Here is a 22,026-nt window from a genome sequence, read left to right on the forward strand (position 1 = left end):
GGCCGGACGACGAGCGTCGGCGGCCCCGGTCAGGCGAGTTCGATGAGCTCCGCGTAGTCCTTGTTCCAGTGGTCCTCGACGCCGTCGGGCAGCAACAGCACCCGCTCCGGACTGAGGGCCTCGACCGCACCCGCGTCGTGGCTCACGAGCACGACGGCGCCCTCGTACCCCGCCAGTGCGCCGAGGATCTCCTCGCGCGATGCTGGGTCCAGGTTGTTCGTCGGCTCGTCGAGCAGGAGCACGTTCGCCCCGGACACGACGATCATCGCCAGCGACAGACGGGTCTTCTCGCCGCCCGAGAGCACGCCCGCCGGCTTGTAGCCGTCGTCCCCGGTGAACAGGAACGAACCGAGCACCCGTCGGGCCTCGGTCTCGGTGAGCGCCGGGGACGCCGAGACCATGTTCTCGATCACGGTCCGGTTGACGTCGATGTTCTCGTGCTCCTGCGCGTAGTAGCCGATGCGGAGGCCGTGGCCTGGCTGGACCTCGCCCGTGTCCGGGCGGTCGGCGCCCGCGAGGATGCGGAGCAGGGTGGTCTTGCCGGCACCGTTGAGGCCGAGGATGACGACCCGCGATCCCCGGTCGATCGCGAGGTCGACCCCGGCGAAGATCTCGAGCGACCCGTACGACTTCGAGAGGCCTTCGGCCATCAGCGGCGTGCGCCCGCAGGCGACCGGCGTCGGGAACCGCAGCTTCGCCACGCGGTCCTGCTCGCGGACGTCCTCGAGCCCGGCCAGGAGCTTCTCGGCGCGCGCCACCATCTGATGGGCGGCCGCCGCCTTCGTCGCCTTGGCGCCGAACCGGGCGGCCTGCTTCTGCAGCTCCCCCGCTTTCTTCTCGGCGTTGGCGCGTTCCTTGCGGCGCCGTTCCTCGTCCGCGACGCGCTGGCGCTGGTAGTGCTTCCAGCCCATGTTGTAGATGTCGATGACCTGGCGGTTCGCGTCGAGGTAGAAGACGCGGTTCACGACCTCGTCCACCAGTTCGACGTCGTGCGAGATGACGATCACACCGCCCGCGTACGTCTTGAGGTACTCCCGCAGCCAGACGACCGAGTCCGCGTCGAGGTGGTTCGTCGGCTCGTCGAGGATCATCGTGTCGGCCTCGGAGAACAGGATCCGCGCCAGTTCGATGCGCCGCCGCTGCCCGCCCGACAGCGTCTTCAGCTGCTGGTCGAGGATCCGGTCCGGCAGCGCCAGGTTCGACGCGATCGACGCCGCCTCCGCTTCGGCCGCGTACCCACCGAGCGCGGTGAAGCGGTCGTCGAGTCGCGCGTACTTGGCCATCGCCTTCTCGGCGACGGCCGGGTCGCTGCTCCCCATGTCGAGCGAGGCGGCGCGCAGTCCCTCGACGATCTCGCCGAGTCCACGGGCGTCGAGGATCCGCTTGCGCGCCGTGTCCTCGGGGTTGCCGGACCGCGGGTCCTGCGGCAGGTACCCGATCTCGCCCGAGCGGGTGATCTCGCCGCCGGTCGGCATGGTCTCGCCCGCCAGCGCCTTCGTCATCGTGGTCTTGCCGGCACCGTTCCGCCCGACCAACCCGATCTTGTCGCCCTTGTCGACGCGGAAGGTCACGCCCTCCATCAGGAGGCGCGCTCCGACGCGGATCTCGAGATCGTGCACGGCAAGCACAGCGGACGTCCAATCGGTTGGTGGGGTGGTCACAACGGTGTGCAGGCGGGGGTGGCCCGTAGGATCGAGGGGAACCCGGCTCCGGCGCCGCGCTCCCGCACACAGGAGCGGACCAAGGACGAGAACGCCCGCAGGCCATGGCGGATTCCGAGCGGCGCCCGCGACCACCGACCCATTCTAGGAGACTCCATGACGAACGCCGTTCCCGGTCGCGTCCACGCGGGCGCGAGCCGACCCGTGCTCGCGGACCGTATCCGCTCCCGCGGCCTCGCGACCGACGCGGCACTCGTCGCGGGCGGCGCGCTGTTCACCGCGGCCATGGCGCAGGTCGAGGTCCCGATGTGGCCGGTGCCCATCACCGGGCAGACGCTCGCCGTGGTGCTCGTCGGTGCGACCCTCGGCGCCCGCCGCGGTGCGATCTCGATGCTGCTCTACATGGTGGCCGGGCTCGCCGGCGCGCCGTTCTTCGCCGACATGACCGGTGGCCTGCACGCGCTCGCGGTGCCGAGCTTCGGGTACGTCATCGGCTTCGTCCCCAGCGCTGCCGCGATCGGGTGGCTCGCGCGCCGGAACTGGGACCGTCGCTTCGTCCGCGGCGTGATCGCCTTCACGCTCGCGAGCGCCATCCCCTTCGTGATCGGTCTGCCGTACCTGGCGGTGGTCCTCGGCCAGCTGGGTGCGCCGCACGACCTCGCCACCGTGTTCCGCCTCGGACTCGCCCCGTTCGTCGTCGGTGGCATCGCCAAGGCGGTCATCGCCGCCGGCGTCCTCCCCCTGGCGTGGCGCGCCATCGGCCGCCGCTCCCACTGATCGGCCCGACACGGACGGACGGGAGGCCCGGTACCAGCTGGTACCGGGTTTCCCGTCCGTTCGTATGTCGGCTGGCGTCAGATGGCGAAGCCGAGCGCCCGCATCATCTCGCGACCGTCGTCGGTGATGCGCTCCGGCCCCCACGGCGGCATCCAGACCCAGTTGATGCGGAAGGCGTCGACGATGCCGTCGAGCGCGTTCGCGGTGTCGTTCTCGATGACGTCGGTGAGCGGGCACCCGGCGCTCGTGAGCGTCATGCTGATGATGAGGGCGTTCGCGTCATCGTCCCACGCGAGGTCGTAGACCAGACCGAGGTCGACGACGTTGACGCCGAGCTCCGGGTCCGAGACCTCCTTGAGCGCCTCGGCGACCTCGTCGAACTTCTGTGGTGACAGCGTGGTGATCATCAGGCCCTCGCGGCGGCGGCGACGTAGCGGTCGTAGCCCTCGTTCTCGAGGCGCTCAGCGAGCTCCGGCCCGCCCTGCTCAGCCACCCTGCCCGCGACGAACACGTGCACGAAGTCGGGCTTGATGTACCGGAGGATGCGCGTGTAGTGCGTGATGAGCAGGACGCCCATGTCGGTCGCGGCCTTCGCGCGGTTGACGCCCTCCGAGACGATCTTCAGCGCGTCGACGTCGAGGCCGGAGTCCGTCTCGTCGAGCACGGCGAACTTCGGCTTGAGGAGCTCGAGCTGCATGATCTCGTGGCGCTTCTTCTCGCCGCCCGAGAAGCCCTCGTTCACGTTGCGCTCGGCGAAGGCGCTGTCCATCTTGAGGTCCGCCATGGAGCGACGGAGGTCGGACACCCAGCCGCGGAGCGCCGGAGCCTCACCGTCGATCGCCGTCTTCGCGGTGCGCAGGAAGTTCGACACCGTGACACCGGGGATCTCGACGGGGTACTGCATGGCGAGGAACAGACCGGCGCGAGCACGCTCGTCCACGCTCATCTCGAGGACCTCCTGCCCGTCGAGGAGGATCGAGCCTCCGTCGACGTTGTAGCGGGGGTGGCCGGCGATCGTGTAGGCGAGCGTCGACTTGCCGGATCCGTTCGGACCCATGATCGCGTGGATCTCGCCCTCGTTGATGGTGAGGTCGACGCCCTTGAGGATCTCCTTCTTGCCCTGATCGGTGTCGATCGAGACCTGGAGACCGCGGATTTCGAGAGTGGACATGCGTGTTCCTTCGGTGGTCAGTTGTCGGCGCGGACGTCGGACGTGTCGACGTACACGTCGCCGTCGATGATCGAGACCCGGTAGACGGGCACCGGTTCGTACGCCGGGAAGTTGAGGGGCTTGCCGCTGGTGAGCTCGAACTTCGAGCCATGGGCCCAGCACTCGAGCGCGCCGTCCTCGACGAAGCCCTCGGACAGCGAGATGTCGCCGTGCGTGCAGGTGTCACCGATGGCGTGCACGGTGCCCGCCGAGTCCTTGACGACGGCGACGGGAGCGCCGTCGACGACGACCCGCATCGGGCTGTCGACCGCGATCTCCGACTCGGAGCAGACCTTCGTGGCCATCAGGCGAGGTCCCCGTGCTCCGTGCGGCCGCCGGCGAGCTCCTGTTCGATGGCGCGGACGAGGCGTTCCTCGAGGTCGGGGTCCCCGATCTTCTGCACGACGTCGACGAGGAACCCGAGCACGACGAGGCGGCGGGCCTCGTCCTCGGTGATCCCGCGGGACTGCAGGTAGAACAGGTGCTCGTCGTCGAAGCGTCCCGTGGCGCTCGCGTGCCCGGCGCCCTGGATGTCGCCGGTCTCGATCTCGAGGTTCGGGATGCTGTCGGCCCGCGTGCCCTCGGAGAGCACGAGGTTGCGGTTCTGCTCGTAGCTGTCGGTGCCCGCGGCGGGACGCCCGATGAGCACGTCGCCGATCCAGACGGTGTGCGCGCCCTCGCCCTGCAACGCGCCCTTGTAGTTGACGCGGCTCCGGGTGTTCGGGGCGTCGTGGTTCACGTACACCTGCTGCTCGATGTACTGCCCGGCGTCGGCGAAGTAGACGCCGTACATCTCGGTATCGCCGCCCTGCGCACCGAGGCGCGTCGACGGGTTGATCCGGACCACGTCCCCGCCGAGCGAGACGACCACGTGCTTGAGGAAGGCGTCGCGCCCGACCTGGGCGAAGTGGGTCCCGACGTGGACGGCGTCGTCGTCCCAGTCCTGCACGGCGACGACGGTGAGCCGCGCGCCGTCCTCGACCACGATCTCGACGTTCTCGCTGAGGAGCGCCGAGCCCGTGCTGTTCACGATGACGATGCCCGTGCTGTTCGCCTCGGCGGTGATCACCGTGTGGGCCGCGCGGGGCTCCGGGCCCATCGCCGACCGCGTGATCGTGACGTGGCCCGGCTCGTCGCCGCGCACCGTGATCGCGAGCACCGCGTCGCGTGCACTCCACGCCGCCGCGGACGCCCGGTCCTCCGGGAGACCCGCGCTGCCGACCCGCTCGTCGTCGCTCCGGACCCAGTCGATGTGTGTCCCGCCCGACTCGCGGGCGAGGAAGGGGTACGCCGCACCGTCGAGATCACCGTCGAGGAGGGGCCGGATCTTCGCGAGGGGTGCGAACTTCCAGTTGACCTCGCGACCGGTGACCGCCGGGAACGCGTCGACGTCTGCCGACGCGAACCGCTCGGACCGCGTCTGCACCGGGACGCGCGTGTCCCACCCGCCGTCGGAGTGGGCTCGCGCTCCGTGTTGTTCGGTCCCGCCCGCAGGCTCGACCGGCTGGTCGATGCGCGGCTGCACGTCGGTCTGGGGCTGGGGGCTGGTGGCGGACATCTAGCCGACGGATCCTTCCATGCTCATCTCGATGAGCTTGTTGAGTTCGAGCGCGTACTCCATCGGGAGCTCCCGGGCGATCGGTTCGATGAAGCCACGGACGATCATCGCCATCGCCTCGTCCTCGGGCAGGCCCCGCGACATGAGGTAGAACAGCTGCTCCTCGCTGACGCGCGACACCGTGGCCTCGTGACCGAGCTGGACGTCGTCCACCCGGATGTCGATCGCCGGGTACGTGTCCGACCGCGACACCGTGTCCACGAGCAGCGCGTCGCAGCGGACCGTGTTGGCGGCGTGATGGGCGTCCGGATCGACCCGGACCTCACCGCGGTAGCCCGCGCGGCCCCCACCGCGGGCGATCGACTTCGAGACGATCGACGACGTGGTGTACGGCGCCATGTGGATCATCTTCGCGCCGGCGTCCTGGTGCTGACCCGGACCCGCGAACGCGACCGAGAGGGTCTCGCCCTTGGCGTGTTCACCGGCCAGGTAGATCGACGGGTACTTCATCGTGACCTTCGAGCCGATGTTCCCGTCGATCCACTCCATCGTCGCGCCCTCGTGGGCGATCGCACGCTTCGTGACGAGGTTGTAGACGTTGCTCGACCAGTTCTGGATCGTCGTGTAGCGCACGCGCGCGTTCTTCTTGACGATGATCTCGACGACCGCCGAGTGCAGCGAGTCCGACTTGTAGATCGGGGCCGTGCAGCCCTCGATGTAGTGCACGTACGAGTCCTCGTCCGCGATGATCAGGGTCCGCTCGAACTGGCCCATGTTCTCGGTGTTGATCCGGAAGTACGCCTGCAGCGGGATCTCGACGTGGACGCCCTTCGGGACGTAGACGAACGAACCGCCCGACCAGACAGCGGTGTTCAGCGCCGCGAACTTGTTGTCGCCGGCCGGGATCACGGTGCCGAAGTACTCCTGGAAGAACTCGGGGTGTTCGCGGAGCGCCGTGTCCGTGTCCATGAAGATCACGCCCTGGGCCTCGAGGTCCTCGCGGATCTGGTGGTAGACGACCTCGGACTCGTACTGAGCCGCGACGCCCGCCACGAGACGCTGCCGCTCGGCCTCGGGGATGCCCAGGCGCTCGTACGTGTTGCGGATGTCCTCGGGGAGGTCCTCCCACGACTGCGCCTGCTTCTCGGTCGAGCGCACGAAGTACTTGATGTTGTCGAAGTCGATCCCGGTGAGGTCCGCGCCCCACGTCGGCATCGGCTTGCGGCCGAAGAGCTGCAGGCCCTTGAGCCGGTTCTTGAGCATCCACTCGGGCTCGGACTTGAGCCGGGAGATGTCGGTGACCACCTCTTCGGAGAGACCACGGCGGGCGGAGGCGCCAGCGGCGTCGGGGTCGGCCCAGCCGAACTCGTACTGGCCGAGCCCTTCGAGCTCGGGACGGTCGATGAGCACGTCGGACATGGTCTCCCTCTATCTCTCTTCGGGCCGTTCGGTCCGTTGGACGACAACGCCGGGGTCTCCGGCACCATTCCTCGGACGCCGTCCGCGGTACCGGCCGTCTGACGATGGTCGCACCGGCTCCGGCCATCAGCGACGATGTGCGGCGGTTTCGAAGCCCGGAGTCAACTTCCAGCGCTCCGCTGAATACACTTGACTGCTCCGTCCCCGTCCGCCGGCCCCTGCGGGCCGACCCGCGGGGCCGTCGTGCCGAACCCGCTGAGTCTACAGGTTCGACCCCCGGAACAACAGGAAGGCACCCACTCCGTGACACGCGTCGGGACCCCGATCGACCGATCCACGCCGACCCGGTGGTGGGGGCTCCCCCGCACGGTCGACGCACGGGTCGTCGTCCTGGCCTGGGCGTCGTTCGTGATCGAGGTCGTGCTCATCGGCACGGGCGGGCTCGTCCGCCTCACCGCGTCCGGACTCGGCTGCCCGACGTGGCCCGAGTGCACGAGCGGCTCCTTCGTCACGACACCCGAGATGGGCCTCCACGGGGTCATCGAGTTCGGCAACCGGCTCCTGACGTTCGTGCTCGTCGTGATCGCGATCGCCATGTTCCTCGCCGTCGTGCGACTCCGACGCACGCGGCCCGAGCTCTTCTGGCTCGCGTTCGCCCAGGGCGCGAGCATCCCCCTCCAGGCCGTGGTCGGCGGCATCAGCGTGCTGACGAACCTCAACCCGTACGTCGTCGGTCTGCACTTCGTCATCTCGACCGCGCTCGTGTCCATCACGGCCCGCCTCGTCTACCGCTCCCTCAACGGTCCGCGGAGCCCCGGCACACTCGTCCCCCGCTGGTACCGGACGGTTGTGGACGCCCTCATGGGCGCCGTCGCGGTGACGGTCCTGCTCGGGATCCTCACGACGGGATCGGGGCCGCACGCCGGCGCGGGCGAGTCGGTGCAGGGCGGCAAGCTCGTCCGGACGGGCTTCGACCCGGCGGTCATCGAGGACCTCCACGCGGTCCCCGCCTTCGCGGTCTTCGCGTTGACGCTGGTCCTGCTCGTCGCCGCGGTGCGACTCCGCATCTCGAGCCGCTGGGTGCTGCTCCTGCTCGTCGTCGAGTTCGTGCAGATCGCCGTCGGCATCACGCAGGCCCGCAGCGCGCTCCCCGTCGGTCTCGTCGGGACCCACATGGTCCTGGCCGGGTTGCTCGTCGGTGCCACGACCGCGGTGTCGCTGTCCTCGCACCCGAGCGCTGGCCGGGACGCCGTCCGGTCCTGAGCGCCGGCACCGGCTGCGCTGCGCCCCGGCCCGGAGGCCCGCTGGCAGCTGAGCGGTGCCAGCGGACGACCCGCCTCCCGGCCGCCACGCCGGACTGGAGGCGCACTGTCAGCCGGTCCCGCGCCTCCCGTCGGCTGCGCCACCCACGCGCGGCGGGACAGGGACTGCCAGCCGGTGGCGGTCCTCCGGATGCACCGACGGCGTCGGGCGCGACCGCGCCCCGCGTCGCCCGGACCGCTACCGCGTCAGGGCGTTCTGCATCCGGACCGCTACCGCGTCAGGGCGTTCTGCAGGAGCGGATCGATGCCCACCGCCAGGAACAGGAGCGTCAGGTAGATGATCGAACTCCGGAACACGCGCATCGGGTGCACCTGCTCGACGTGCTGGATCGCCCGGCCGTACAGCTGGTGGGACTCGACGACGAACCACGCGCCGGCCGCGAGGGCGACGACCGTGTACAGGACGCCCATGTGCGCCACGGGCACGAGCATCACCGAGCAGACGACGGTCGCCCAGGCGTAGAGCACGACCTGCAGCCCGACGACGGTGCGCCCGCGGACGACCGCGAGCATCGGCACGCGCGCCGCGGCGTAGTCGTCGCGGTACTTCATCGAGAGCGGCCAGTAGTGCGGCGGCGTCCAGAGGAAGATGACGCCGAACAGGATGACCGGTGCCCAGCTGAGCGAGTCCGTCACCGCTGCCCAGCCGATGAGCACCGGCATGCAGCCCGCGACGCCGCCCCAGACGATGTTCTGCGGCGTCCGACGCTTGAGCCAGAGCGTGTAGAACACGACGTACAGCAGGATCGCCCCGACGCTGAGCGCCGCCGCGAGCCAGTTCACCAGGAGCCCGAGCTCGAGCGTCGACGCGATCGAGAGCGCCCACGAGAAGACGAGGGCCTCGCGGTCCGAGACCGCACCGGTGACGAGCGGACGGTCGCTCGTGCGCTTCATGACCCTGTCGATGTCGCGGTCGATGTAGCAGTTGAACGCCGAGGCGCCGCCGGCGGACATCGCGCCCCCGATGAGCGTCCACAGGACCAGCCAGAGGTCCGGCACACCGCGAGCCGCCAGGAACATCGTCGGCGCGGTGGTGACGAGCAACAGCTCCATCACGCGCGGCTTGGTCAGGGCGACGTAGGCGCGCAGTTTGCGGACGAGTGTCGGTTGGACGATCTCGGGCCGGGTCACGACGGCTGTCGGCATGGAACCTCTGTCTCGGGGAGTGGGCACCCGCGTCGGAGACCGGGCCGCCTCCCACTTTACGTGATGGTCCCCGCGGGCACGCTCGCGATGGTCCCCGCGGGCACGCTCGCGTCGCACCGGCTCCGCCGACGGCTGAACGCCGACTGAGTGCGTCTTCACTATGCTGGGAGACGCCTGCCCGCAGTGTGCCCGACGTCGTGCGCACCAGCGCACTCAGGGCCGCCGGACCACCCGACGACCACGGGACCCGGGTGGGCGTCATGTCCGTGCGGGAGCACGAGCCCTCGCACATGTCGCATCAAGAAGGGTCAATCCACCAGTGGCTGAATTCACATGGGATTCCATCGACAAGAAGGCCGTCGACACGGCCCGCGTGCTCGCCGCCGACGCCGTCGAGAAGGCGGGCAACGGCCACCCCGGCACCGCGATGAGCCTCGCCCCGCTCGCCTACCTGCTCTTCCAGAAGGTGATGCGGCGCGACCCGAGTGACAGCACCTGGATCGGCCGCGACCGCTTCATCCTGTCGGCCGGACACGCCTCGATCCTCCAGTACGTGCAGTTCTACCTCGGTGGGTACGGCCTCGAGCTCGAGGACCTCGAGCACCTCCGCAAGTGGGGCTCGAAGACCCCGGGTCACCCGGAGTACGGCCACACCGACGGCGTCGAGATCACCACCGGTCCCCTCGGCCAGGGTCTCGCCTCGGCGGTCGGCTTCGCCTACGCGCAGCGCTTCGAGCGGGGCCTGTTCGACCCCGACACCGCGCCCGGTCAGAGCCCGTTCGACCACTTCACCTACGTCGTCAGCGGTGACGGCGACAACCAGGAGGGCGTGACGAACGAGGCCGCCTCGCTCGCCGGCCACCAGGAGCTCGGCAACCTCATCGTCTTCTACGACTCCAACCAGATCTCGATCGAGGACGACACCGACATCGCCTTCACGGAGGACGTCGCGGCACGGTACGAGGCGCTCGGTTGGCACGTGCAGCACGTCGACTGGAAGAAGACCGGCGAGTACTCCGAGGACGTCGAGGCGCTGTACGCCGCCGTCGAGGCCGCCAAGGCCGAGACCGTCAAGCCGTCGCTCATCGTCCTCAAGACGATCATCGGATGGCCCTCGCCGAAGAAGCAGAACACGGGCAAGATCCACGGGTCGGCTCTCGGCGCGGACGAGCTCGCGGGCCTCAAGGAGGTCCTCGGATTCGATCCGGAGAAGACGTTCGAGGTCGCTCCCGAGGTGCTCGAGCACACCCGCGGCGCGGTCGAACGTGGCCAGGCCGAGCACGCCGAGTGGCAGCAGGCGTTCGACGCCTGGGCCGCGGCGAACGCCGAGAAGAAGGCACTGTTCGACCGGGTCCAGGCGCAGGAGCTGCCCGAGGGCCTCGAGCAGGCGCTCCCGGTGTTCGAGCCGGGCAAGGACGTCTCGACGCGTGCGGCCTCCGGCAAGGTGATCAACGCGATCGCCGCGCTCATGCCCGAGTTCTGGGGTGGCTCGGCCGACCTCGCCGAGTCGAACAACACCACGATCGAGGAAGCCAAGTCGTTCGTCCCGACGAAGTTCTCGACCAAGATGTGGAAGGGCGACCCGTACGGTCGCGTCCTGCACTTCGGCATCCGCGAGCACGCCATGGGCTCGATCCTCTCCGGCATCGTGCTGCACGGGAACACCCGCCCCTTCGGCGGCACCTTCCTCATCTTCAGCGACTACATGCGCCCGGCGGTCCGCCTCGCATCCCTCATGAAGGCGCCGGCCATCTACGTGTGGACGCACGACTCCGTGGCCCTCGGTGAGGACGGCCCGACCCACCAGCCGATCGAGCAGCTCACCGCACTCCGCGCGATCCCGGGGCTCGACGTCGTGCGACCGGCCGACGCCAACGAGGTCGCGTACGCCTGGCTCGCGATGCTGTCGCGTCGCGAGGGCCCGGCCGGCATCGCGCTGAGCCGACAGAACCTCCCGGTCTTCGAGCGCGGTGACGGCGACGCCACCGGCGACACCTTCGCCTCGGCGAAGAACGTCGCCAAGGGCGCGTACGTGCTCGCCGAGGCGCCGAACGGGACGCCGGACGTGATCCTCATCGCGACCGGCTCCGAGGTCCAGATCGCGGTCGCGGCTCGGGAGCAGCTCAAGGCCGAGGGCGTGAACGCGCGCGTCGTGTCCGCCCCGAGCCTCGAGTGGTTCATGGCCCAGCCGGAGGAGTACCGCGAGAGCGTGCTCCCGTCGGCGATCACCGCGCGCGTCTCGGTCGAGGCGGGCATCGCGATGAGCTGGCGCGACATCGTCGGCGACAAGGGCCGCAGCGTGTCGATCGAGCACTTCGGCGCCTCGGCGGACTACCAGACGCTCTACAAGGAGTTCGGTCTCACGGCAGAGGCCGTGGTCGCCGCCGCGAAGGAGACCATCGCGGCGTCCTGAGCCAGGAGGGCCGGGTCCGGTTCACCGGACCCGGCCCCTTCCTCGTCGGACGACGACACCACCAGACCGGACCCGCCCCGGCAGCTCGCCAGGGAACGGGTCGATGACGAAAGAGATGAAGCGAGAAATGACTGACACCACCCCCACCGCCGCGCTCTCCGCTGCGGGCGTGAGCATCTGGCTCGACGACCTGTCGCGCGAGCTGCTCCAGACCGGACGACTCGACAAGCTCATCGCCGACCGGAACGTCGTCGGTGTGACGACGAACCCGACGATCTTCGCGTCGGCCCTCGCCAAGGGCGAGCGGTACGACGACCAGGTCAAGGAGCTCGCCGCGGCGGGCACCTCGGTCGTCGACGCGATCTTCGAGATCACGACGCGCGACGTCGCCGACGCCAGCGACAAGTTCCGGTCGATCTACGAGTCGTCGAACGGCTTCGACGGCCGCGTGTCGATCGAGGTCGAGCCCGGTTACGCGCACGACGCGGCCGAGACCATCAAGGAGGCGAAGTTCCTGCACGAGAAGGTCGGCAAGGAGAACGTCCTCATCAAGATCCCGGCGACGATCGAGGGCCTCGAGGCCATCACCGAGGTCATCGGTGCCGGCATCAGCGTCAACGTGACCCTCATCTTCAGCCTCGAGCGCTACCGCGCCGTCATCGACGCCTACCTCGGTGGGCTCGAGAAGGCGAAGGCCGCCGGCCACGACCTCTCGAAGATCCACTCGGTGGCGTCCTTCTTCGTGTCGCGCGTCGACACCGAGATCGACAAGCGCCTCGACGCGATCGGCTCCGACGAGGCGAAGGCGCTCAAGAGCAAGGCCGGCATCGCCAACGCGCAGCTCGCGTACCAGGTGTTCGAGCAGGCGTTCGCTTCCGAGCGCGCCAAGGGCCTGCTCGAGGCCGGTGCGAACCCGCAGCGTCCGCTCTGGGCCTCGACCGGTGTCAAGGACCCGTCGCTCCCCGACACGCTCTACGTCGTCGAGCTCGTCGCACCCCAGACCGTCAACACGATGCCGGGCAAGACCCTCGAGGCCACGTTCGACCACGCCGAGGTCCGCGGTGACACCATCACGGGCTCCTACGACGCGGCCAACCAGGTCATGGACCAGCTCGCGGCAGTCGGCATCGACTACGACGACGTCGTGGCGCTCCTCGAGAAGGAGGGCGTGGACAAGTTCGACGTCTCCTGGGGTGAGCTCGTCGACACCGTGAAGACCGCCCTCGAAGGGGCGAAGTGACGGTTTCCATCGCCGCTTCGGGCGACGCAGCGACTGTGATCGAGACCGTGGTGTCCCGAGTCGTCACCGATCAGGTGGCCTCGGGCATCACGGTCGAGGTCGGACCGCTGTGTGGCCCGGAGGCCGAGTCCGAGGCGTCACGGCGCCACGGCTGGGTCGAGGCGGTCTCGGCGTCGCGCCTGCTCGTGGAGCAGGTCGCGGCACTGAGGTCGGAACTGCAGGACGAGGGCGTCGACCACGTCGTCCTCGAGGGCATGAGCGGTTCGTCGCTCGCGCCCGAGATCATCGAACGGACGAACGACATCGAGCTCGTCGTCCTCGACGCCGCCGATCCCGCGCCGGGGCGATCGGCCGTCGGCGCGGCGCTCGAGCACGGATCGTGGCTCGAGCGGACCCCACGAGGGGCTGTCGACCGCGTCTCCACCGCCGACCCCGAGGTGGGCGGGCAGTACGAGGTGGGCGGGCAGTACTCGAGTGCCGTGCTCGCAGGCACCGGTCCCCTCCGGGACGCGACCGAGATCGTCCCGGACGGCACCCGGAGCCGGAAGCCCCGGACTTCGTGGAACTGGGCGTCGCGATCCCGGACCGTCCGTCCACCTTCGGTCAGCTCGTCCAGGCCCAGGCAGCCCGTGACGCGAGCGTGCTCGCGGCACGGGGTCGCCTGGTCCTGACGCTGACCGTCTCCGACGTCGAGGTCGCGGCACCCATCATCGCCGCGGCCCTGCGTCCCCAGAACATCGAAGGAGCTCACCGACACATGTCACCGGTGGCCATCACTCCGGAGCACAATCCGCTCCGACTGCCGTCCGACCGACGCCTGAACCGGATCGCGGGCCCCAGCGCCCTCATCATCTTCGGAGTCACGGGGGACCTCTCCCGCAAGAAGCTGATGCCCGCGGTCTACGACCTCGCGAACCGCGGGCTGCTCCCGCCCGGCTTCGCGTTGGTCGGGTTCGCCCGGCGCGACTGGGAGGACCAGGACTTCTCGCAGGTGGTCCACGACGCCGTGCGGGACTACTCGCGGACGCCGTTCGACGAGGCCGTCTGGCACCAGCTCGCGCAGGGCATCCGGTTCGTCCAGGGGTCGTTCGACGACCCGGAGGCGTTCCGACAGCTCAAGGAGACCGTCGACGAACTCGACGCCGAGCGCGGGACCATGGGCAACCACGCGTTCTACCTGTCGATCCCGCCCAAGGCGTTCCCGGTGGTCACCGAGCAGCTCAAGCGCTCCGGCCTCACCGAGAAGCCCGACGAGGCCTGGAGCCGGGTGGTCATCGAGAAGCCGTTCGGCTCGGACCTCACGACGGCGCGGGAACTCAACGCGATCGTCGAGACCGTGTTCGCGCCGGACGACGTCTTCCGGATCGACCACTACCTCGGCAAGGAGACCGTCCAGAACATCCTGACGCTCCGCTTCGCCAACCAGATGTACGAGCCGCTGTGGAACGCGAACTACGTGGACCACGTCCAGATCACCATGGCCGAGGACATCGGCGTGGCGGGTCGGGCTGCGTACTACGACGGCATCGGTGCGGCGCGCGACGTCATCCAGAACCACCTGCTGCAGCTCCTCGCGCTCACGGCGATGGAGGAGCCGGTCTCGTTCAAGGCGGGGGATCTCCGCGCCGAGAAGGAGAAGGTCCTGTCCGCGGTGCGGCTGCCGGCCGACCTCGCGACGGCGACCTCGCGCGGCCAGTACGCCGGCGGGTGGCAGGGTGGCGAGAAGGTGCTCGGGTTCCTCGAGGAGGCCGGGATGAACCCGGAATCCACCACTGAGACCTTCGCGGCGATCAAGCTCGGCATCGCGACGCGCCGGTGGGCCGGAGTCCCGTTCTACCTGCGGGCCGGCAAGCGCCTCGGCCGACGCGTGACCGAGATCGCGATCGTGTTCAAGCGGGTGCCGGAGGAGATCTTCGGCATCGGTGAGCGCTCGCCCCTCGGCCAGAACGCACTGGTCATCCGTGTGCAGCCCGACGAGGGTGTGACGCTGCGGTTCGGTTCGAAGGTCCCGGGCGTCGGTACGCACGTGCGCGACGTGACCATGGACTTCGGCTACGGGCACGCGTTCACCGAGGCGAGCCCCGAGGCGTACGAGCGGCTCATCCTCGACGTGCTCCTCGGCGACCCGCCGCTGTTCCCCCGTCACCAGGAGGTCGAGCTCTCCTGGAAGATCCTCGACCCGATCGAGGAGTTCTGGGCGACCCAGGGTCAGCCCGAGCAATACCGTCCCGGCACGTGGGGTCCGGCGTCCGCCGATGCCCTGCTCGCCCGCGACGGCCGGAGTTGGAGGCGTCCATGAAGATCGATCTGCCGAACACCACGGTCTCGAAGATCCAGAAGTCCCTCATCCGCATCCGTGAGGAGGGCGGCGCGGTCGCACTCGGACGGGTGCTCACGCTCATCGTCGCGACCTCGCTCGGTCACGAGGAAGAAGCGATCGAGGCGGCCAACGAGGCCTCTCGCGAGCACCCGATGCGAGTCGTGATCGTGTCCCGGAACGAGGGTGACCGGAAGTCCCCGGGGCGCCTCGACGCGCAGATCCGAGTCGGGAGCGACGCCGGTGCGAGCGAGGTCATCGTCCTCCGGGCCTACGGCGAGACGGCGTCGGACGAGGAAGGCCTCGTCACGGGGCTCCTGCTGCCCGATGCTCCGGTCGTCGCCTGGTGGCCGGAGCGCGCTCCGGAGACCCCGGCGGACTCCGCACTCGGCCGGATCGCCCAGCGCCGGATCACCGACGCCGCCAACCAGCCGGACCCGCGGGTCGCGATCGAGGCGCTCGGGGCCTCGTACACGCCCGGTGACACCGACTTCGCGTGGACACGCTTGACCCTCTGGCGGAACCAGCTGGCTGCCGTGCTCGACCAGCCACCCTACGAGCCGGTGACCGCCGTGGAGGTATCGGGTGCCAGCGACTCACCCTCCACCCACCTGCTCGCCGGATGGCTGCAACTGCAGCTCCAGGTCCCCGTCACCCAGGTGACCTCGCCGCGGGCCACGGGGTCGAGCGGGATCCACGGTGTGACGTTGACGCGCGAGTCGGGGGACATCGTCCTCGAGCGGTCACTCGTCGACGTCGCGACGCTGTCGCAGCCGGGACAGCCGGTCCACGACCTGTCGCTGCCGCGCCGGAGTCTCCGGGACTGTCTCGCGGAGGAACTCCGTAGACTCGATCCCGACGTGCTCTTCGGAGACGTCGTCAAGCACGGAGTCCGCCAGCTCGGCGACACCGTCGCCGGCTGATCGACCGCGTCAGTCGCAATCGAAACGGAGTCACGTGACCAACGAACGACGGGTGCTGGTGCACCCGGACAAGCAGGCCCTCGGCGCGTCGGTCGCCGCTCGCTTCATCACGAAGATCATCGACGTCATCGACGACCAGGGGCAGGCGTCCATCGCCATCTCGGGTGGTTCGGTGTCGACGCTGGTCCTCGCAGCGATCGGGCAGTCTCCCGCCCGCGAGAGCGTCGACTGGTCGAAGGTCCACGTCTGGTGGGTCGACGAGCGGTGGGTCCCGAAGGGCGACGCCGACCGGAACGACACCGGCACGGAGTCGGACTTCTTCGCCCACGTGTCCATCCCGGACGACAACATCCACCGGATGCCGTCGAGCGATGAGGGCCTGACGATCGACGAGGCCGCGGCCAAGTACGCCGAGGAGCTGGCCGGTTCGGCATCGTCCGACGCGATGGCGCCGAGCTTCGACATCACCCTCCTCGGTGTCGGGCCCGACGGCCACACGGCGTCGCTGTTCCCGGAGTTCCCGCAGCTGGCCATCACCGACCGCAGCGTCGTTCCCGTCGACGACTCCCCCAAGCCGCCGCCGCAGCGGCTCACCCTCACCTACCCGGTGATCAACGCGTCGCAGCGCGTCTGGGTGGTCCTGTCCGGCGCCGAGAAGGCTTCGGTGCTGGGTCTCGCCCTGGCCGGCGCCTCGGTCGAGGACGTCCCCGTCGGCGGTGTGCAGGGTCGGAAGCGGACCGTGTTCTTCATCGATCAGGACGCCGCGCGCGACGTGCCGGAGAACCTCATCGCGTCGACGTACTGACGTCCGCACAGCGTCGTCCGACGGCCCCGGTGCTCCCTCCAGGAGCAGCGGGGCCGTCCTCGTTCCCGGAGAGCGCCAAGCTCCGCCCGAGGCCGCCGAATGGTCGCCCATGGGCGACCATTCGGCGATCGCCGGGACGACGAAGCCCCGGCCTCCCGCGATGGGAGCCGGGGCTTCGTCGACGGGCGACGCCGCGGGCTACTCCGACTTGAGCGTCCCGCGACGAGCTCGGAGCTGCTGGAGCGCTTCCTCCAGGAGCTGCGCGGCTTCCTCTTCGGTACGACGCTCCTTGACGTACGCGAGGTGCGTCTTGTACGGCTCGGTCTTGGTCACGAGGGGTGGGTTGTCCTTGTCACGCCCGGCCGGGAGACCCGACGACGGTGAGTCGATGACCTCGGGGATCTCCTCGTCCGGCAGACCCGCGGCGAAGTACCGCACGGTCTCGTTGCCGAGCGCGTCCCAGTACGAGATCGCCACTCGGTCCGCCTGGATGCCGCGGTCCTGCTCCCCCATCGGGCCCGCGCCGACGCGTGACCCTCGGATTGCACTGCCTCCGGATGCCATGTATTCAGCTCCCCGCCGTGAACTTGCTGATGAGACCGAGCACGATGATGCAGACGATCCACACCAGCCCGAGGATCACCGTGATCCTGTTGAGGTTCCGCTCTGCGACGCCGGACGCTCCGAGATTGCTCGTCACGCCACCGCCGAACATGTCGGAGAGACCGCCGCCGCGACCGCGGTGCAGGAGGATGAGCAGCGTCAGCAGGAGGCTCGTGATGGCGAGCAGCACCTGGAGGACGACCTGGAGGATGACCACGCGGACCCTTTCGTGTCAGTCAGCTGTACGAGTATAACGGCACGGCCACGCCGAACAGCGCGCCGGACCGGGAACGTGAGGCACGGTACCGGCCGGAGTCGAGCCTCCCGGGCGGTGCCGGGCCGGCTGCCACGGCATGCGGAGGAACGCGTCCGGCACCCAGGTGCGGCCCGAGACGTGCGGCCCGAGACGTGCGGCCCGCACCGACGGTGGTCAGAGGCCGACGTGCTGCCGGAAGCGGCAGATGGCCGCGAACTCGGCGACGTCGAGACTCGCGCCACCGACGAGGGCGCCGTCGATGTCGGGCTCCCGCATGAACCCCGCGATGTTGCCGGACTTCACGGAACCGCCGTAGAGCACCCGAGTGCTCGCGGCGATGTCGTCGCCCCATGCGGTCGCGATCGCACGACGGAGCGCGGCGCAGTCGTCCTGCGCCTGCTCGGGCGTCGCGGCCTGACCGGACCCGATGGCCCAGACGGGCTCGTACGCCACCACGATCTCGGCGGCGGGCACGGCGCGGAGCACCACCTCGAGCTGGTCGACCGGTACCTTGCCGGCACCGCGGGACTCCCGGTCCTCGGCGGTCTCACCCACGCACACGACCGGAACCAGGCCGTGCCGGAGCGCCGCGGCCGTCTTCTCCGCGACGATCTCGTCGGTCTCCCCGTGTTCGGTCCGCCGCTCCGAATGCCCCACGATCACGTACGTCGCGTCGAGGGCGGCGAGGAACGCCCCGCTGACCTCGCCCGTGTGCGCGCCGGACGAGTGCCGTGAAAGGTCCTGTCCGCCGAAGCGGATGCGCAGCTTGTCCGCGGAGACGAGCGTCTGCACGCTCCGCAGGTCCGTGAACGGCGGGAACACCGCGACCTCGACGTCGTCGTGGTCGTGTCGGGCGTCCTTGAGCGTCCAGGCGAGCTTCTGGACCGTGGCGATGGCCTGGAGGTGGTCCAGGTTCATCTTCCAGTTGCCCGCGATGAGCGGCGAGCGGGTCATGCGCTCCACCCGAGGGCTTCGAGGCCGGGCAGGCTCTTCCCCTCGAGGAACTCGAGGCTCGCCCCGCCACCGGTCGAGATGTGACCGAACTGGTCGTCGTCGAAGCCGAGTGAGCGGACCGCGGCCGCGGAGTCACCGCCACCGACGACCCCGAGGCCCTCGACCTCGGTGAGCGCCTGGGCGACCGTCTTGGTCCCAGCGGCGAACGCCGGGAACTCGAACACGCCCATCGGGCCGTTCCAGAACACCGTCCGCGAGCCGCGCACCGTGTCGGCGAACCGCGCCGCGGTCTCCGGCCCGATGTCGAGACCGATGCCGTCCGGGCCGAAGCGGGCGGACTCGATCGCGTCCGCCGCGACGACCTCGTGCTCGGCGTCGGCTGCGAATCCGGACGCCACCACGACGTCGGTGGGCAGGTCGATGGTGACGCCGCGCTGCGCTGCCTCGTCGAGGTAGCCCCGCACGGTGTCGAGCTGGTCGCGTTCGAGGAGCGACGACCCGACACCGTGGCCCTGCGCCGCGAGGAACGTGAACAGCATGCCGCCCCCGATGCACAGGGTGTCCACCCGCGGGAGCAGGTGCGCGATCACGCCGAGCTTGTCGCTGACCTTCGAACCGCCGAGCACCACGGTGTAGGGGCGCTCGGGTTCGGTGGTCAGGCGCTCGAGGACACCGAGCTCCTGTTCGATCAGGAGTCCGGCCGCGCTCGGCAACGCTCCCGCCAACTCGTAGACGCTCGCCTGCTTGCGGTGCACGACGCCGAATCCGTCGGAGACGAACGCCTCGCCCATGGCGGCGATGCGGTCGGCGAAGGCGTCGCGCACGCCGGCGTCCTTCGCGGTCTCCTCGCTGTTGAACCGGAGGTTCTCCAGGACCAGGACGTCGCCGTCCTCGAGGGCCTCGGCGGCTGCGGTGGCGGCGTCACCGACGGTCTCGTCGCAGAAGGCGACCGGCTTGCCGAGCAGTTCGGAGAGCCGCTGCGCGACGGGTGCGAGGCTGAACTCGGCCTTGCGTTCGCCGTCGGGCCGCCCGAGGTGCGAGATCACGATGACCCGTGCGCCGACTCCGATGAGTCGATTCAGGGTGCCGAGCGACGCGCGCACGCGGCCGTCGTCCGTGATGGTGCCGTCGGCCAGCGGGACGTTCAGGTCACACCGGACGACGACGCGCTTGCCCGCCAGGTCGCCGAGGTCCTCGAGGGTACGGAGTGCCATGGGTTACAGGCGCTCCCCGACGTACTCCGTCAGGTCGACGAGGCGGTTGGAGTAGCCCCACTCGTTGTCGTACCACGAGGTGATCTTGACCAGGTTGCCCATGACCTTCGTCAGGCCCGAGTCGTAGATCGACGAGTGCGGGTTCGTCGTGATGTCGCTCGACACGAGCGGCTCGTCGCTGTACTCGAGGATGCCCTTGAGCGGCCCCTCCGCGGCGGCCTTGTACGCCGCGTTGATGTCGTCGATCGTCACGTCGGAGGAGGTCTCGAGCGTGAGGTCGGTGATCGACCCGGTCGGCACCGGCACGCGGAGCGCGAATCCGTCCAGCTTGCCCGCGAGCTCCGGGAGCACGAGACCGATGGCCTTGGCGGCGCCGGTCGAGGTCGGCACGATGTTGAGCGCGGCGGCGCGGGCGCGGCGGAGGTCCTTGTGCGGGCCGTCCTGGAGGTTCTGGTCCGCGGTGTAGGCGTGCACCGTCGTCATGAGACCGCGCTCGATGCCGAACGCGTCGTTGAACACCTTGGCGAGCGGCGCGAGGCTGTTCGTCGTGCAGGACGCGTTCGAGATGATGTTGTGCGACGCCGGGTCGTAGGTGCCCTCGTTCACGCCGAGCACGATCGTGACGTCGTCGCCCGTGGCCGGCGCCGAGATGATGACCTTCTTGGCGCCCGCCTCGATGTGCTTCCGCGCGTCCTCGGCCTTCGTGAAGAACCCGGTCGACTCGATGACGATGTCGACACCGAGCTCGCCCCACGGCAGCTTGGCGGGGTCGCGCTCGGCCAGGACCTTGATCGGCTTGCCGTCGACGACGATGCTGTCGCCCTCGAGCCCGACCTCAGCCGGGAGCTTGCCCGTGATCGAGTCGTACTTCAGGAGCTGAGCGAGCGCCTTGTTGTCGGTGAGGTCGTTCACCGCGACGACCTCGAGCTCGCTGCCCTTGGCCAGGGCGGCCCGGAAGAAGTTGCGGCCGATCCGGCCGAAGCCGTTGATGCCGATCTTGACGGTCAATGGAACTCCTGTGTCTGTCGAGCGTGCTTTCGACGCTGGTGTTCGGAGTGCAGGTCGGGGCCTGCGCCTGAGGCTGACGATACGCCCGAGACGTCGTCGGGACGACAGTAGCAGTCGGCACAGACCCCTCGGCGCACGCCGTCGAGCGACGTCACGCACGTGCTCGGGAGACGCTTCCGCGGGTCCGTGGCCGAGCGCTCAGGCCTCGTCGAGGTCGTCCGGCAGGTTCGCCTCGGTGCCCGGGACACCCAGGTCGAGCGCCTTCTTGTCGGCCATCGCGAGCAGGCGCCGGATGCGTCCGGCGATGGCGTCCTTCGTCATGGGAGGCTCAGCGTGCTGCCCGAGCTCGTCGAGGCTCGCATCGCGGTGGGTGAGCCGCAGTGCCCCTGCGTACTTCAGGTGGTCCGGGACGTCGTCGCCCAGGATCTCGAGCGCTCGCTCGACCCGGGCGCACGCGGCGACCGCCGCCTGCGCCGAGCGACGGAGGTTCGCGTCGTCGAAGTTCACGAGCCGGTTCGCGGTCGCGCGGACCTCGCGACGCTGACGGAGCTCCTCCCACTCCGCGCTGCACCGCGCTGCGCCCATGACGGTGAGCATCTGGCCGATCGCCTCACCGTCACGGATCACGACGCGGTGGACGCCCCGGACCTCCCGGCCCTTCGCGGCGACACCGAGGCGGGACGCCGCTCCGACGAGCGCCATCGCAGCCTCGTTCCCGGGGCAGGTGACCTCGAGCGCGGCAGCGCGCCCCGGGTCGGTCAGCGTGCCGGTGGCGAGGAAGGCGCCACGCCAGATGGCGGCGAGGTCGTCACGGTTGCCGGTCGTCAGTCGGTTCGGGAGGCCCCGAACCGGGCGACGACGGGCGTCCATGAGACCGGTCTGGCGCGCCAGGGTCTCGCCCGCCTCGAGCACGCGGACCAGGTAGCGGGTCCCGCGCCGCGCGGATGCGGACGAGCCGACGCTCGCCTCGCTCCGCACGCCGTACAACTCAGCGAGGTCCTTCCGCACGCGGTGCACGATGATCCGGGTGTCGAGTTCGACCTCGACCGCGATCCTGCCCGAGATGACGTGCAGGCCACCCGCGAACCGCAGCACCGTCGCGAGTTCCGCGGCGCGGACCGTGTTGCGGTTCACGGCCACGCGCGCCAGTTCGTCCTTGACCTCGGCAGTCAACGGCAATGCATCATTCCTTACGTTCGG

Annotated in this window: 21 protein-coding genes; 8 read left to right on the plus strand and 13 right to left on the minus strand. The window is 69.7% G+C overall.

Going from position 1 to position 22,026, the window contains the following annotated elements:
* Nucleotides 1-29: 29 nt before the first annotated feature.
* Nucleotides 30-1,628, minus strand: a complete 1,599-nt coding sequence (locus DEI94_RS08540) for an ABC-F family ATP-binding cassette domain-containing protein (protein ID WP_111013284.1) — start codon at nucleotides 1,626-1,628, stop codon at nucleotides 30-32.
* Between the two features lie 189 nt (nucleotides 1,629-1,817).
* Between DEI94_RS08540 and DEI94_RS08545 the strand changes: the two genes are divergently transcribed.
* Entirely contained in the window at nucleotides 1,818-2,438 is a 621-nt protein-coding gene (locus DEI94_RS08545) for a biotin transporter BioY (RefSeq protein WP_111025622.1), read from the plus strand.
* 77 nt (nucleotides 2,439-2,515) lie between these two features.
* On the opposite strand, the gene DEI94_RS08550 is transcribed toward DEI94_RS08545, so the two are convergent.
* From DEI94_RS08550 to sufB, 5 genes are read right to left on the minus strand one after another with little or no spacing between them, the layout of a single operon-like run.
* Nucleotides 2,516-2,845: a metal-sulfur cluster assembly factor gene (locus DEI94_RS08550; protein ID WP_111009105.1), complete on the minus strand. Its 330-nt coding sequence runs from the start codon at nucleotides 2,843-2,845 to the stop codon at nucleotides 2,516-2,518.
* Nucleotides 2,845-3,609: a Fe-S cluster assembly ATPase SufC gene (gene sufC / locus DEI94_RS08555; protein ID WP_111009106.1), complete on the minus strand. Its 765-nt coding sequence runs from the start codon at nucleotides 3,607-3,609 to the stop codon at nucleotides 2,845-2,847. The genes DEI94_RS08550 and sufC overlap by 1 nt, the downstream gene beginning before the upstream one ends.
* Before the next feature lie 17 nt (nucleotides 3,610-3,626).
* Nucleotides 3,627-3,953, minus strand: coding sequence for a non-heme iron oxygenase ferredoxin subunit (locus DEI94_RS08560; protein ID WP_111009107.1), 327 nt, complete (start codon nucleotides 3,951-3,953; stop codon nucleotides 3,627-3,629).
* The gene (gene sufD / locus DEI94_RS08565; RefSeq protein ID WP_111025623.1) at nucleotides 3,953-5,206 is read right to left on the minus strand and encodes a Fe-S cluster assembly protein SufD; all 1,254 of its coding nucleotides are present in this window, start codon (nucleotides 5,204-5,206) and stop codon (nucleotides 3,953-3,955) included. The genes DEI94_RS08560 and sufD overlap by 1 nt, the downstream gene beginning before the upstream one ends.
* Nucleotides 5,207-6,625, minus strand: coding sequence for a Fe-S cluster assembly protein SufB (gene sufB / locus DEI94_RS08570; RefSeq protein ID WP_111025624.1), 1,419 nt, complete (start codon nucleotides 6,623-6,625; stop codon nucleotides 5,207-5,209).
* 303 nt (nucleotides 6,626-6,928) lie between these two features.
* Between sufB and DEI94_RS08575 the strand changes: the two genes are divergently transcribed.
* Nucleotides 6,929-7,888, plus strand: a complete 960-nt coding sequence (locus DEI94_RS08575; protein ID WP_111025625.1) for a COX15/CtaA family protein — start codon at nucleotides 6,929-6,931, stop codon at nucleotides 7,886-7,888.
* A 269-nt stretch (nucleotides 7,889-8,157) separates the two neighbouring features.
* On the opposite strand, the gene DEI94_RS08580 is transcribed toward DEI94_RS08575, so the two are convergent.
* Nucleotides 8,158-9,093, minus strand: coding sequence for a heme o synthase (locus DEI94_RS08580; protein WP_111009111.1), 936 nt, complete (start codon nucleotides 9,091-9,093; stop codon nucleotides 8,158-8,160).
* Nucleotides 9,094-9,412: 319 nt separating this feature from the next.
* On the opposite strand from DEI94_RS08580, the gene tkt reads away from it, so the two are divergent.
* The 6 genes from tkt to pgl all read left to right on the plus strand — a co-directional run bounded on the left by tkt (nucleotide 9,413) and on the right by pgl (nucleotide 16,791).
* Nucleotides 9,413-11,506 (plus strand): transketolase, encoded by a 2,094-nt coding sequence (gene tkt, locus DEI94_RS08585; protein WP_111009112.1) that lies wholly within the window; start codon nucleotides 9,413-9,415, stop codon nucleotides 11,504-11,506.
* 127 nt (nucleotides 11,507-11,633) lie between these two features.
* A complete protein-coding gene (tal, locus tag DEI94_RS08590) occupies nucleotides 11,634-12,746 on the plus strand; it encodes a transaldolase (protein WP_111009113.1) in 1,113 nt (370 codons plus the stop codon).
* Complete coding sequence (locus tag DEI94_RS08595) at nucleotides 12,743-13,417, plus strand: hypothetical protein (RefSeq protein WP_146249412.1); 675 nt, start codon at nucleotides 12,743-12,745, stop codon at nucleotides 13,415-13,417. The genes tal and DEI94_RS08595 overlap by 4 nt, the downstream gene beginning before the upstream one ends.
* A gap of 86 nt (nucleotides 13,418-13,503) precedes the next feature.
* A complete protein-coding gene (zwf, locus tag DEI94_RS08600) occupies nucleotides 13,504-15,045 on the plus strand; it encodes a glucose-6-phosphate dehydrogenase (RefSeq protein ID WP_111009347.1) in 1,542 nt (513 codons plus the stop codon).
* Nucleotides 15,042-15,986, plus strand: coding sequence for a glucose-6-phosphate dehydrogenase assembly protein OpcA (locus tag DEI94_RS08605; RefSeq protein ID WP_111009115.1), 945 nt, complete (start codon nucleotides 15,042-15,044; stop codon nucleotides 15,984-15,986). Before zwf ends, DEI94_RS08605 begins: the two co-directional genes overlap by 4 nt.
* 34 nt (nucleotides 15,987-16,020) lie before the next feature.
* Nucleotides 16,021-16,791, plus strand: a complete 771-nt coding sequence (gene pgl / locus DEI94_RS08610; RefSeq protein ID WP_111013278.1) for a 6-phosphogluconolactonase — start codon at nucleotides 16,021-16,023, stop codon at nucleotides 16,789-16,791.
* Nucleotides 16,792-16,989: 198 nt separating this feature from the next.
* Here pgl and DEI94_RS08615 read toward each other — a convergent pair whose 3' ends face one another.
* The 6 genes from DEI94_RS08615 to whiA form a co-directional block, all read right to left on the minus strand.
* Nucleotides 16,990-17,355, minus strand: a complete 366-nt coding sequence (locus DEI94_RS08615) for an RNA polymerase-binding protein RbpA (RefSeq protein WP_111009117.1) — start codon at nucleotides 17,353-17,355, stop codon at nucleotides 16,990-16,992.
* A 4-nt stretch (nucleotides 17,356-17,359) separates the two neighbouring features.
* Nucleotides 17,360-17,611, minus strand: coding sequence for a preprotein translocase subunit SecG (secG, locus tag DEI94_RS08620; protein WP_111009118.1), 252 nt, complete (start codon nucleotides 17,609-17,611; stop codon nucleotides 17,360-17,362).
* A 213-nt stretch (nucleotides 17,612-17,824) separates the two neighbouring features.
* The gene (tpiA, locus tag DEI94_RS08625; RefSeq protein WP_111025708.1) at nucleotides 17,825-18,604 is read right to left on the minus strand and encodes a triose-phosphate isomerase; all 780 of its coding nucleotides are present in this window, start codon (nucleotides 18,602-18,604) and stop codon (nucleotides 17,825-17,827) included.
* Entirely contained in the window at nucleotides 18,601-19,818 is a 1,218-nt protein-coding gene (locus DEI94_RS08630; protein ID WP_111025627.1) for a phosphoglycerate kinase, read from the minus strand. The genes tpiA and DEI94_RS08630 overlap by 4 nt, the downstream gene beginning before the upstream one ends.
* Nucleotides 19,819-19,821: 3 nt before the next feature.
* Nucleotides 19,822-20,826, minus strand: a complete 1,005-nt coding sequence (gene gap, locus DEI94_RS08635; RefSeq protein WP_111025628.1) for a type I glyceraldehyde-3-phosphate dehydrogenase — start codon at nucleotides 20,824-20,826, stop codon at nucleotides 19,822-19,824.
* 198 nt (nucleotides 20,827-21,024) lie between these two features.
* Complete coding sequence (whiA, locus tag DEI94_RS08640) at nucleotides 21,025-22,005, minus strand: DNA-binding protein WhiA (protein WP_111009121.1); 981 nt, start codon at nucleotides 22,003-22,005, stop codon at nucleotides 21,025-21,027.
* Nucleotides 22,006-22,026: the final 21 nt, after the last annotated feature.

Origin of the sequence: Curtobacterium sp. MCBD17_040 (assembly GCF_003234805.2) — a bacterium.
Classification (GTDB): domain Bacteria; phylum Actinomycetota; class Actinomycetes; order Actinomycetales; family Microbacteriaceae; genus Curtobacterium.

What these genes read in the sequence shown, in the direction of transcription:
- DEI94_RS08545 (WP_111025622.1), top strand. Translation starts at nt 1,818, where the DNA reads ATGACGAACGCCGTTCCCGGTCGCGTCCACGCGGGCGCGAGCCGACCC.
- DEI94_RS08550 (WP_111009105.1), bottom strand. Translation starts at nt 2,845, where the DNA reads ATGATCACCACGCTGTCACCACAGAAGTTCGACGAGGTCGCCGAGGCG.
- sufC (WP_111009106.1), bottom strand. Translation starts at nt 3,609, where the DNA reads ATGTCCACTCTCGAAATCCGCGGTCTCCAGGTCTCGATCGACACCGAT.
- DEI94_RS08560 (WP_111009107.1), bottom strand. Translation starts at nt 3,953, where the DNA reads ATGGCCACGAAGGTCTGCTCCGAGTCGGAGATCGCGGTCGACAGCCCG.
- sufD (WP_111025623.1), bottom strand. Translation starts at nt 5,206, where the DNA reads ATGTCCGCCACCAGCCCCCAGCCCCAGACCGACGTGCAGCCGCGCATC.
- sufB (WP_111025624.1), bottom strand. Translation starts at nt 6,625, where the DNA reads ATGTCCGACGTGCTCATCGACCGTCCCGAGCTCGAAGGGCTCGGCCAG.
- DEI94_RS08580 (WP_111009111.1), bottom strand. Translation starts at nt 9,093, where the DNA reads ATGCCGACAGCCGTCGTGACCCGGCCCGAGATCGTCCAACCGACACTC.
- tal (WP_111009113.1), top strand. Translation starts at nt 11,634, where the DNA reads ATGACTGACACCACCCCCACCGCCGCGCTCTCCGCTGCGGGCGTGAGC.
- zwf (WP_111009347.1), top strand. Translation starts at nt 13,504, where the DNA reads ATGTCACCGGTGGCCATCACTCCGGAGCACAATCCGCTCCGACTGCCG.
- DEI94_RS08605 (WP_111009115.1), top strand. Translation starts at nt 15,042, where the DNA reads ATGAAGATCGATCTGCCGAACACCACGGTCTCGAAGATCCAGAAGTCC.
- DEI94_RS08615 (WP_111009117.1), bottom strand. Translation starts at nt 17,355, where the DNA reads ATGGCATCCGGAGGCAGTGCAATCCGAGGGTCACGCGTCGGCGCGGGC.
- tpiA (WP_111025708.1), bottom strand. Translation starts at nt 18,604, where the DNA reads ATGACCCGCTCGCCGCTCATCGCGGGCAACTGGAAGATGAACCTGGAC.
- DEI94_RS08630 (WP_111025627.1), bottom strand. Translation starts at nt 19,818, where the DNA reads ATGGCACTCCGTACCCTCGAGGACCTCGGCGACCTGGCGGGCAAGCGC.